Origin of the sequence: Paenibacillus mangrovi (genome assembly GCF_022898935.1) — a bacterium.
Classification (GTDB): domain Bacteria; phylum Bacillota; class Bacilli; order Paenibacillales; family Paenibacillaceae; genus Paenibacillus_AQ; species Paenibacillus_AQ mangrovi.
Map to the genome: position 1 here is coordinate 108,355 of NZ_JALIRP010000009.1, position 12,012 is coordinate 120,366.

General features: G+C 49.0%; 10 protein-coding genes and 1 pseudogene. 10 read left to right on the forward strand and 1 reads right to left on the reverse strand.

Translation table 11 applies throughout. The features are described 5' to 3' along the window. Positions 1-54: 54 nt before the first annotated feature. On the reverse strand, positions 55-813 hold the full coding sequence (locus tag MUG84_RS20795; protein WP_244728462.1) for a class I SAM-dependent methyltransferase: 759 nt from the start codon (positions 811-813) through the stop codon (positions 55-57). Positions 814-992: 179 nt separating this feature from the next. On the opposite strand from MUG84_RS20795, the gene spoVB reads away from it, so the two are divergent. The 10 genes and pseudogenes from spoVB to MUG84_RS20845 all read left to right on the forward strand — a co-directional run bounded on the left by spoVB (position 993) and on the right by MUG84_RS20845 (position 11,741). Then, on the forward strand, positions 993-2,549 hold the full coding sequence (gene spoVB / locus MUG84_RS20800; RefSeq protein WP_244728464.1) for a stage V sporulation protein B: 1,557 nt from the start codon (positions 993-995) through the stop codon (positions 2,547-2,549). A 368-nt stretch (positions 2,550-2,917) separates the two neighbouring features. Beyond that, positions 2,918-3,847 (forward strand): ArsR/SmtB family transcription factor, encoded by a 930-nt coding sequence (locus MUG84_RS20805; RefSeq protein WP_244728466.1) that lies wholly within the window; start codon positions 2,918-2,920, stop codon positions 3,845-3,847. Positions 3,848-4,044: 197 nt separating this feature from the next. After that, positions 4,045-5,373, forward strand: a complete 1,329-nt coding sequence (locus MUG84_RS20810) for an ABC transporter substrate-binding protein (RefSeq protein ID WP_244728468.1) — start codon at positions 4,045-4,047, stop codon at positions 5,371-5,373. Positions 5,374-5,452: 79 nt separating this feature from the next. Further along, complete coding sequence (locus tag MUG84_RS20815) at positions 5,453-6,337, forward strand: carbohydrate ABC transporter permease (protein WP_244728471.1); 885 nt, start codon at positions 5,453-5,455, stop codon at positions 6,335-6,337. Positions 6,338-6,343: 6 nt separating this feature from the next. After that, positions 6,344-7,150: a carbohydrate ABC transporter permease gene (locus MUG84_RS20820; RefSeq protein ID WP_244728473.1), complete on the forward strand. Its 807-nt coding sequence runs from the start codon at positions 6,344-6,346 to the stop codon at positions 7,148-7,150. Then, complete coding sequence (locus tag MUG84_RS20825) at positions 7,147-8,253, forward strand: acyltransferase family protein (RefSeq protein WP_244728477.1); 1,107 nt, start codon at positions 7,147-7,149, stop codon at positions 8,251-8,253. Before MUG84_RS20820 ends, MUG84_RS20825 begins: the two co-directional genes overlap by 4 nt. 142 nt (positions 8,254-8,395) lie before the next feature. Next, positions 8,396-10,159 carry a glycoside hydrolase family 2 protein gene (locus MUG84_RS20830; RefSeq protein WP_244728480.1) on the forward strand — a complete coding sequence of 588 codons (1,764 nt, stop codon included), beginning with the start codon at positions 8,396-8,398 and terminating at the stop codon, positions 10,157-10,159. 470 nt (positions 10,160-10,629) lie between these two features. Next, positions 10,630-10,753 (forward strand): annotated as a pseudogene (locus MUG84_RS20835) (tRNA (uracil-5-)-methyltransferase); the annotation flags it as partial. Positions 10,754-10,995: 242 nt separating this feature from the next. Continuing rightward, the gene (locus MUG84_RS20840) at positions 10,996-11,421 is read left to right on the forward strand and encodes a hypothetical protein (RefSeq protein WP_244728482.1); all 426 of its coding nucleotides are present in this window, start codon (positions 10,996-10,998) and stop codon (positions 11,419-11,421) included. Continuing rightward, complete coding sequence (locus tag MUG84_RS20845) at positions 11,418-11,741, forward strand: winged helix-turn-helix domain-containing protein (protein WP_244728484.1); 324 nt, start codon at positions 11,418-11,420, stop codon at positions 11,739-11,741. Before MUG84_RS20840 ends, MUG84_RS20845 begins: the two co-directional genes overlap by 4 nt. The last annotated feature ends 271 nt before the right edge of the window (positions 11,742-12,012 follow it).

Sequence of the window (12,012 nt, forward strand, 5' to 3'; positions counted from 1 at the left end):
AAAAGATGCCCGCATTTGTGAGCATCCTTTTATGCCTTGGCTTTTTAGTTATTTTCAGCAGCCCGGGAATTTGGCCGTGATCATAAAACGTTCCGAATTCGTCTGGATGCCTTTTTCCGTTTGATGATCCTTGATGAATTTTTGCAGGATTTGATAATCCAATTCATTTTGCCCGAAATCGGGAATGGTTTGAGTATGCTTGAGCAGGAAAATCAAGTCTTCGTCCGTCTGATAATATTCGGTGGCATTATATTCAGACAACTGAATATCGGAAAAACCCTCTTCGCTTAATTCTGCCATGTATCGCTTTTTTAATGTCCCAGGCTTCGTCCCCGAAGCCTGCCCTCTTCCGAACGCTTCTTTAATATTTAACTTGTCGTTTTCACTTACCTGCTGCGTGAGGAATAACCCACCGTTCACGAGCACTTTTGCTATTTCTTTAGCACAAAAAGGCGAATGCCTGCAGGTAACGACATTAAAAAAGCTCGCGGGGAAATCCAGCTTCATTGCATCCATCTGTAAAAAACGAACATTAGGTACACCTGATTTCATGGCGTTGCGGTTTGCCGTTTCAATCATTCCGCTCGACCAGTCGATCCCAACGAGAAGCAATAGCGATTCAGCTATAGATAAAATGGCTTCACCGCCGCCTGTGCCGATGTCAAGCAAGAGGTCCGATTTTTTGCATGCCTTTGTTACTTCATTATAGAAATCCCACTTTACCCCTTCGGACACGCATTTCACATGACTGAAATCCCATCCGTTTAACTTACCGACTTTATCATAAAATTGTTGATATTCTTGAGGATTCATATTTTTTCACCTTCCAACATTTCACCTCATTTGAAAGATTAGATCCATTATATTTCGAAGATCGGTTGTTAATCAATAAAAGTAGCGCACCATTTTCACAGCCTTGTCTGCATGTATTGGACATTGTCCGAATAAGTTTAAAAAGGTAAACAGGACAAACAGTAGGTGGGATGCGACCAATGGAATTAAAAAAGCAAAGCTTTATGCGCGGGACGTTTATTTTGACCGTATCGTCATTTTTTACTAAAGGGCTCGGGTTTGTAAACGGCATATTGCTGGCGCGTTTTTTGGGAGCGGAAGGAGTCGGGCTGCTTATGATCGCTCATCCGCTGCTTCCGCTATTTATAACGATGACGGAACTGGGGCTTCCGGTCGCGATTTCGAAGCTGGTGTCGGAGGCGGAGGCCAGGCAGGATGAAGCGCGGATAAAACGGATTCTCGCCGTATCCTTAACGGTTACGGGCAGCTTAAGCATCGTATTGACAACGGTGGCTCTCCTTGGCTCCAAGTGGATCGCCTCGATTGTATTAGCTGATCAACGAGCCTATTTAGCAATGGTCGCCATCACCCCGATCATTCCGATTATCGCCATATCCGCCGTGCTGAAGGGATATTTTCGCGGCAGACAAAACATGAACCCGCTCGCCTTATCCGACATCTTGGAGAATTTGGCGCAAATCGTCGTCATTTTCGGCGTGGTCAAACTGCTGCTTCCCTACGGGATCGCCTATGCCGCCGCAGGAGCGATGGGAGCTTCGGTGATCGGAGAGGGAGTCGGTCTAATCTATTTGTTTTCGGTGTTCAAATGGGCAAACCGGGAGAAGGTCAAGGAAAAACCTCAGCTTACGCCAAAAACCTTGCTCAAAGGAGACAGCACGCTGCGAGACCTACTGCGCATCGGCTTGCCGATGACTGGCAGCGGCTTTATCCATTCCATCTACCATGCGTTTCTTCCGCTGGTGATTACGAAAAGCCTGGTGCTGTTCGGCGTCGGTGTCGAGATGGCGACCAAGCAATTTGGTCTGCTGGCAGGTTACGCCATTCCGCTGCTGTTCCTCCCCAGCTTTTTTACCCAATCGTTATCAACGGCATTAATTCCCGCGATCAGCGAAGCGAGTGCGAACAACAACAGCCAGCTCGTACACAGCCGCATGGACATGGCCATGCGTACCGGGCTTCTTGTCGGCGTGCCCTGCACCATCATTTTATATTTATGGGCGGTTCCGCTGACGACGGTGATCTATCATGCACCGGAAGCGGGCGTACTGCTCAAGCTGCTGGCACCGCTATTTTTCCTTTATTATTTTGAGGCGCCTTTGAAGGCCATTTTACTTGGTCTGGGTAAAGCGTCTACCGTGATGTGGAACCATATCATGACGAATATTTTTGAGGTGAGCCTCATCTTCGTGCTCGGTAGCAACATCGGGATCCAAGGCGTCGCCATGGCATTCGGGCTGGGCATCCTGCTGCTCACCGTGCTGAATTTTTTTGCCGTAGCCGGAACGATCGGTTTTTATTTAGATTTCCGTATTCTGCTCAAGGCGGGAACGGGAGGAATCGTCATGACGGTTACCAGTCTGGCAGCTCACCGTTTTCTGATACGCATGGACTTGGGGCAGACGGTCGCGCTGTTCGGAGCGCTGCTCGTTTCGTTGCTCGCCTATTTTGCCGTATTGCAGCTCACCCGCGCTTTGCGCAGCGGACCGATCACGCCGACGATTACGCCGGTTTCCTGAATGGGAGGATCGGGAGGGTAAATAGCATCTTCAAGAAGAATCCGGAGCGTAATTGCCCCGGATTTTTTGGTTTGTGATTCATGTTGAAAGTCTTCCATTTAGAACGTGTATTCGCTGACAAACAGCTGTTCATTCTCAAATATAAAATACTTTTATAAACGGATGATAGACTTCCTGGTCATTGTCGAACTTGCGGCGAATGTTGGGGAATTCTTTATAATTCAGCTGTCGGAGAGCGATTTATTCCCACAAATAAGGCCGGCTCATTAGCTACAAAAATTTTAGTTTAATTCAGATTATAGATAATTTAAATGTATTCATGTAAAATAATTGAAATAAAATGCATCGCTGAAAGGAGAAGAACGAGCATGCTCGAGCTCAGTTTTCAAAATCCAGACAAGCTTGTTACCGTCGCGCATGCCTTGTCTACTCGCGCCCGCGTCGATATGCTTCAGCTACTGAGTACCAAAAGTATGAATGTGGTGGAGATCGCGGAAGCGCTAAAGCTGCCGGTCTCGACCGTGGCCAACAATGTAAAGGTGCTGGAGGCCGCCAAGCTGATCAGTACTGAGCTGCTCCCTGCTTCGCGCGGGGCGATGAAGGTGTGCAGCCGTAATTATGATGACATTCGAATCGCGTTTAATGTCGAGAAGACGATCCCGAGAGGGATGCTCAGCACCTACGAAATGGAGATGCCGATCGGTCATTATAGCGACTGCGAGGTTCATCCGACATGCGGCATGGCGAGTGCTGAAGGTATGATCGTCCGGGAGGATGAGCCGGCCAGCTTCTACCATCCGAAGCATATCGGAGCGCAAATGATCTGGCTTCGCAAGGGTTTCCTGGAGTATCTTTTACCTCTCGAAATCCCTTCCAATGCCCGTATCGACGCTTTGGAAATATCCATGGAAATGTGCTCCGAGGCGCCGAATTACGATAACAATTGGCCTTCAGACATCACGCTTTGGATCAATGGCGTTGAGCTCGGCACCTGGACGAGCCCGGGCGACTTCGGTGATCGGCGCGGCAAGCTGAACCCGGCCTGGTGGCCGGATTGGTCGACGCAATACGGATTGCTGAAAACATGGCGCATAGATCGAAATTTGACGACGCTGGACATGGAGAAGACCTCGGGGGTGACAATTGACGAATTGAAACTTATTCATCGCCCCAACATCCGACTTCGGGTCGGCGTGAAGTCGGATGCGGTTCACCAGGGTGGTATGAATTTGTTCGGAAGGCATTTTGGCGATTACGAGCAGGACATTATGGTGAAAGTCTATTATGTAACCGAATAATGATATCGAAAAGCTTTTGTTTACAGATTATTTGTAACCAAGAGCTTTTTTACTCCTATTAATCCCATTAATTAGAATGAAAGCGTTGACATTATGATGAAACGGAATTATTATAGCCTCAAAGGTACAAAAAAATTGAAATAAAACAATAATTTTGGTGCCTTGAAATGAGATTATCCAAGACGGGGGAGGAAAATATGAGGAGAAAATTTGGTTTAATATTAGTGACATTGATGTCGTTAGCTCTGGTGCTTGGCGCTTGCGGCGCCAGCAATACCGGATCAAAAACTTCAGATGGTGCCGAGAATACAACCAGCGCACCGGGCTCCGATTCGGGCAGCGGCAAGAAGGTCACACTTTCGTTCTGGACGCTCTTTAGTGGGGGAGACGGTGACAACATGCAAGCGATGATCGATGAGTTCAACAAGACTCATCCGGACATTCAAGTGAAGAACACGAAACTGGAATGGGGAGAATATTACACGAAGCTAATCACAGCTGTCGGCAATGGCAACGGTCCCGACGTCGGAATTTCTCATACCTCCCGCCTACCCGATCTAATCAACCAAGGCGTCGTAAGCGAGCTGGACGATGTGGCCCAAGCTGCAGGCGTCGACTGGAGTTCTTATAACTCCAACTTGCTGAACGCTACCGTCGTAGATGGCAAGCATTACGCCGCCCCGATCGATACGCATCCGTTCATTATGTATTACAACAAGAAGCTGCTGAAGGACGCAGGACTTCTCGGAGATGACGGCAAACCGGTCATGGAGCAATCCGCAGACGGCTTCGTCGCTTTCTTGGAAATGCTTAAGCAGAAGCTGCCGTCTAAAGTGACACCGTTTGCGTTGTCCAATACCAATGACGATCCGTACCGCTTGTGGTGGGCGCTATACTCCCAACTCGGGGGCAACGACGTCATCTCTGACGACCTCAAGAAGGCAGCGCTCGACGCAGACAAGGGCGCGAAGGCGGCCGACTATATCCAGAAGCTATATTCGAACGGCTACATCAAGAAGAATGACCCGGATTTCTACAAGAACTTCCAGAGTGGAACAGCAGCCATTATGATGACGGGCGTCTGGGCGACGGGAACCTGGGAAGCGACGAAGGACCTTGAATTTGGCGCTATGCCGATTCCGAAGATCTTCGACCAGGCAGCAACATGGGGGGATTCGCATACGATAATCCTTCCTGTAGCGAAAAAGGAAGACCCGGATAAGGCCAAGGCCGCTATGATCTTCGCTGACTGGCTAGCATCCAACGGCCAGACCTGGGCGAAGGCGGGACATATTCCTTCCAAGCCTTCCGTGCTCGAGAAGCAGGAATTCAAGGACCTTCCATATCGCAGCGACTACGCTTCCGTAGCCGATACGGTCAAGTTCAACAAGCCTTCAACAAAGAACTGGCAGATTCGCGACAATGCCCTGTTCAAGTACTTGAATGAAGTATGGACGAACAAGATGTCACCGGCGGACGCCATGACGAAGATGCAGGATGCGATCCAGAAAGTATTAGACGAATAGCACCGAATACAAGGAAGCCGACAAGCTTGCGGGCAACGTCCGTAAGCTTGCCGAGCTGCCCCGGCGAGGTGAGAGTAATTTGAGAATAAGCAAGCTGAGAGCGGATTTGCTGGCCCTTCTTTTTTTGCTGCCTTTTGTCGTCATTTATGTTTTGTTCACGATTTGGCCGATGATCAAGGGTGTCGAGATGACGTTCTACAAATGGACCTTGATTAAGAAGATGTCTTACGTAGGCTGGGATAACTATAATCGTATGCTTCATGACCGGGAAGTGTGGGAAGCGATTTGGCACTCGACGTTTTTCGTGATCCTAACGACGCCGACGATGATCGTGCTGGCAATTGTACTTGCGCTAATCGCCAATCGCAAGTCGAGGCTGCAGAAGCTGTACAGGACCGTATTCTTTATCCCGAGCGTTCTTTCCGTGGCTGTTGCTTCATTCCTTGGCCTGTTTATTTTTCAACCCTACATGGGCTTCGTGAACACCTTCCTTCATTGGATTCACTTGCTTCCCGAGAGCAGTGAGATCTTCTGGCTGACGGAAACCGGGTTGTCCTGGGTGGCCGTCGCTGTTATCACCCTCTGGTGGACGGTCGGCTTCAATTTCATACTTTATCTCTCAGCCATGCAGGAAATTCCGGACGAGATTAATGAGGCGGCCCGGCTGGATGGAGCGAACAACTGGAATATCTTCTGGAACATCACGTTCCCGCACCTTAGCCCGATCACGAAGACCATCACGATGTTGCAGATTATTAGCTCGTTCAAGGTCTTTATGCAGATCTACATTATCACGGGCGGCGGTCCGCTTGATAAGACGCGGCCGATTATCCAGCTCATTTATCAGACGGGCTTCCGTAAGAATGATTTGGGCTACGCGGCGACGATGTCATACGTGGTGTTCGTGATTCTGCTCGTTCTGTCAGCCGTCCAATATTGGATCAACAACCGGAAGGAGGCATAGATCTAGATGAAATGGCTATATCGGGTAATCTCGCTGATTGTGGCATTTTTCTTTCTTGCGCCGATCATCTGGATGCTGGTTGTATCGGTCAAGGAAGAAGGCATGAAGATCGTGTCGCTTGGAGACTGGTTCACGCCACCCTATTCGTTAGCGGTGTACGATGAGATCCTGAGCACAACCAAGCTCATGCACTGGACGCTCAACAGCTTCCTCGTGGCGATCTTCGTAACGATTTTTACCGTGGCGATTGCGGCCATGGCGAGCTTCGCAATCTCGAAGATTCCGTTCCGTTACCGCTCTTTTATCTTCTTCTTCGTGTTGGCGGGTCTGCTTATTCCAGGCGAAGCGGTGATTATTCCACTCTACCAAGTGGCCAAGGACATGAATATTCTGAACAGCTACCAAGGCCTTATTTTGCCTGCGCTTGCGTCTCCGGTGGCGGTTATCGTGTTGAAAAGCTTTTTCGATGGCGTTCCGAACGAACTGGTCGAGAGCGTACAGATCGATGGAGCAGGGGTCTGGCGCATCTTCTGGTCTATCATGCTGCCATTGACGCGGCCCGCCCTGGCCTCGATGGCAATTCTGACCTTCATTGGCTCGTGGAACAACTTCCTATGGCCTTTCCTGTCCGTAACAGACGACAACCTCTTCACGCTTCCGATGGGAATTCCAACCTTAATGAACCAGTATTCGGAGGATTATGTGAAGCCAATGGTCATTAATACGCTCTCGTCGCTACCAATTCTTCTTCTGTTCGTTATCTTTGAACGTCAGATCGTTAAGGGCATCAGCATGACGGGGATCAAAGGATGAGTGCAGCTCCGATGGAGGCCAAGAAGAGGGAAAGGGCGATTGATCTCTTCAAGGGACTTCTCGTCATCGGCATGGTTTACTGCCATACGCTTCAATTTTTCAGCGATCAACTGGTTTACCCTGATGGGCAGCGCATCATAGACATTATTAATTTGATCACTTTCTCCGGATTCGTGTTCAGCTTCGGGTACGTTTCGCAGCTTGCCTATTATTCGAAGCCGTTTCGGAAGGCGGCTCCCCGGATGGTGCTAACCGCGCTCAAGACGATCCTGGCTTTCTACGTATCCGGCGCAGCGTTCCGGATTTTCATCGATGGACGTGAGCTCGATTGGGAAACCATTCGCCCGATTCTGCTGATTCGGGATATGCCGGGGTGGTCTGAGTTCCTGATTTCCTTCACCTATCTGATGATCATCGGATTGGTTTTGTTTGTACCGCTTCGTTGGTTGGCTGCAAGAAAAGCACTCGGCTTCGCGGTTGCCGGCATGCTGCTCATCTTTACGTTTATTCCATACGGTTCCGTCCATCTCACTCAGCTCGGACCGTTGATCGGAACGCGCGAATTTGCTTCGTTCCCCGTGCTTCAATATTTACCTTATTACATTGCCGGCGTCCTGTTCGCCAAGCACCGCATAACGTGGGACTGGCGAGTGCTGATTGCGGCTGCTGCAGCCTCGGGCAGCTTTGTCTGGAGATGGGTGTCATCCGAAAATCAAGTCTTGCCAGAACGGTTTCCGCCTTCGGTATGGTGGATCATCGGCTCCGCATTGATTCTCTATGGCTATTATTTGCTGTCCCGTCTCATGGATCGAATCCCGGTTTCGCTGACGCCACTGGAAGCGATGGGACGCAATGTGCTGTGGTTTCTGGTCATGAGCAATATGCTTATTTTTGCCCTGAAGAGCAAACAACCGAATTTGATGCTGGGCGAGGCAGAATGTCTATGGCTTGCTGGCGTTCTGCTTGCCATCACAGGCTTCGGCGTTTGGATTGTTACGAAGCCGCCGCGTAATAACGGGCAGGTCTTTCAGTCCCACAAGATCATGACTCTCATCCTAAATAAAGAGGAGCAGGAGAGCGATAAACCGACGACCCCCGCATGATGCGGGCGATGGAGATTCGGACGATCGGCTGACTTTCGGCCTGTACACCTTGAAGGAACAGCCGGATGGAACATTAAAATGCATCAAGAACTTGAAGGCTATTAATTTCGAAGAAGACGTACGCAAAGGACTGTGATAAAACATGAGTATTCAGAGCTATCGACAAAACTATCCGAGACCGCAATTCGTTCGGTCTGCATGGAGCAACCTGAATGGAGAATGGGATTTTCGCTTTGACGACGGCAATGTGGGAGAGAGTGAACATTGGTACGATTCGTATGAGACGGAACTGCGCATTCGCGTTCCGTTTGTCTACGAAACGAAGGCCAGCGGCATCGGGGATTCTAAGTTCCATCCGTATGTTTGGTATCAGCGCAGCTTTACGGTTCCGGCAGAGGCCGTCAGCAAACGGATTATGCTGAATTTTCAAGCAGTCGATTACGTAGCCAAAGTATGGGTCAACGGCAACTTCGTTGGTAACCACAAGGGCGGATACACGGCTTTTTCATTTGATATCACTTCAAAAGTGAGGAAGGACGACGGCGAGAACCGAATCGTCGTCAAGGTCGAAGACAGCAACGACGTCACGCAGCCTCGGGGCAAGCAGCGCTGGAGAACCGATAACTTTGGCTGCTGGTACGTGCAAACGACGGGAATATGGCAAACGGTGTGGCTGGAGTATGTGGACGAACGGCATCTGCAATCCGTGAAGATTACGCCCGACCTGGACACGAATTCGGTTCGATTCGATTATCATATGAGCGATGAAGCCGTAGATGAGAGTCACTTGTTGACGACAAAAATAACGATGGATGGGCGACTTATTAAGCAGGCCAGCATCGTGGTGGATCGATCGCAACTGACCGCAGGCGTGGAGTTGATCAGCGATTCGCGGGAATGGAGGGTGGAAACGTGGAGTCCGGAGCATCCGAAACTCTACGAAGTGGAGTTCGTCTTGACGAATTCGGCGAATTCCGTACTGGACAAGGTGCAATCGTATTTCGGTCTACGCAAGGTTTCGATTCAGAAGGGCAAAGTTCTTCTGAACAACGCGCCGATCTATCAGCGTTTGATTCTGGACCAGGGGTACTGGACGGACAGCCATCTGACGCCTCCTTCCGAAGAAGCCATCATTGAAGATATCGATAAAATCATGGCGATGGGGTACAACGGTGTGCGCAAGCATCAGAAGATCGAAGATCCACGATTCCTGTATTGGTGCGATGTGAAAGGACTTCTCGTCTGGTCTGAGATGGCCGCCACGTACGAATTCAACGACCGGGCCGTCAATCGGTTCACCAAGGAGTGGCTGGACATCGTTCAGCAGCAGTACAATCATCCGTGCATTATCACTTGGGTTCCATTCAATGAATCCTGGGGAATCGGCAACGTGTTCGTCGACCGGAGGCAGCAGCAGTTCACGGAAGCTATCTATCACTTGACCAAGTCGATCGATCCGAACCGGCCGGTCATCGTGAACGATGGTTGGGAGCATACCGTCTCCGACATCGTGACCTTACACGACTACGAGGAGTCGGGCGAGCGGTTCCGGAAGCGCTATGCCAACAAAGACGCGATTACGAGCAACGAAATCTCGCATATGAATTGGAAGTATGCGATCGCTCAGGGCTATGAATACCGCGGCCAGCCGATTATCATCAGCGAGTTCGGCGGCATCGCCTTCAAGTCTGAAGAGGGCTGGGGTTACGGCAACCAGGTCGACTCGGAGGAAGCGTTCCTGGATCGGTTCGAGCGTATTACGCAAGCCATCAAGGACATGGATTACATTTGCGGGTACTGCTATACTCAAGTGACCGACGTGCAGCAAGAAGTGAACGGACTTCTGACCGAGGATCGACAGCCTAAAATTCCGCTGGAAAAGATTAAAGCGATTAACCTGGCATAAAAGACAGCAGAGCCCTTTGGACGCTTCAAGGAAGCGGGTCAGGACCTGTTTTCAGTAAAAGAAAAAAACACCTTATCCTACAAGCTGCTTTCTGTATTGAACAGGAAGCAGCTTAGAGTATGCAAGAATTTCAATGAGGTTTGCCTTAAGAGATGGAACGGTACTATTGTGCTTTTCCCAACAGCTCTGCCAGTTTGCTGAACGGATGGTTTTCCTCGAGGCCTGTAGAATATACCAGCTCCGAGACGTTAGCTGATCTGTTGCAGCATTATTGGTAACCAATTTGTAAATGATGGGACAGTTCATACTTATTTATTAAATCCCCCACTTGCCGGAACCTTAACGGTTATGGCTCGATTTCCATCGATTTTATACCATACGACCTGATCAGTGGATGATATGGTGCAAATCGAGGAGTTTCTTTTATCAATGGGTTGGATACCATCTTCACTGATATAGGATCGTCCATTGGTTGCGACCCGAAGCTGCTTGAGACGATTCTGGAGATAAAGCCAGAGAGAGTAGGGTATGAGCTGTAATCCTTCTACGCTGGCACGGGATTTGAGGGTGCTCGAGGATGGCGGGTATCGGACGTGCCATTCATAAAATGCACAGAATCGCGTCGTGGTGCGGTTCTTTTTGTCTTGCTTGGGACAGCAGGCCGATAACCACTTGTACTCGAAAAATAGACTGTTCCCATTAGGAACAGTCTATACGATAAGCTTTAGCCTGGATTCCGGCTTTCAGCCCAATTTTAAATTAGACCGTTCAATTACTTGAATGACAGTAAAGTATGTGATAACATTCAATTAATTGAATGATGGAGGGGATTATTGATGGTCCGAGAAAAGGATAATATTGATGTCCAAGGTGCACTCACTGAAATCAAGCGACTGGAACGTGAAGTTCGATTAAGAGGTCATTGGATCGGATGGTTATGGTTCATGATGGGGGTCGTTATCGCCGCTTTTGGCGTATTAGCTCCTCCCGTTACGACCGGGTGGCTGCAATATGTAGTTACTCTTGCAGTGCCTGTCCTAGGCATATTCGCACTGTTCTTCGCTGCGCGACAGCAAGTGGTTAGTCGAGTCAATCAGTGGATTCAATATCCTGTTACCTGGATTTTTTGTGGATTTGTTTTGGTGGATGTGATTTTTCGCCTTTCGATGCATCCTGATCACCTCTCCATTTGGGTAGTAATTCTGGGAGTTCTGCCAGCAATACCATGCTGGTATGCAGCTTGGCGGGTGTGGCGTTCATGAACTCATCGGAGAATCATTTTCGGCATAAGTTGGATGAATTGATACATGTACCGGTGCGGTTATCCATTATGGCGGCACTTGCTCCGGCGGAACGAGTTGACTTTCAATTTTTGCGTGATGCCATTGAGGTTAGTGATTCCCTATTATCTAAACATCTTAGCGTCCTTGAAGCAGCAGGATACGTGGAAGTAATTAAGGGTTATGTGGGAAAACGACCAAGAACTTGGCTTGCAATCACCGAAACCGGACGAACTGCATTTAAAGATTACGTTGAGGTCTTACGTTCAATTGTAGAAGCAAAACCAGCACCTCAGGAATAAAGTTGGACAAAGCAATTGCGGAAGCCGCTGATATCCAATGCTTCCCCACCTTTTATATGTAGACTCTGCTTACCCGGCACATGTGGAGAGTGTGGCGTGGTTGGAATTAGTATAATGTAAAAAGAACGAATTTCTGATTGGGGAATTCGTTCTTTTTCTTAAAGTCTGACAAGATAAAAATTTCCTGTTTAATTTAATATAAATATGGTCAGAAAGCACTGCTGTGGACAAATTATTTATTTTTGAAGCAGTTGCTTGGTTGGATGTCCAA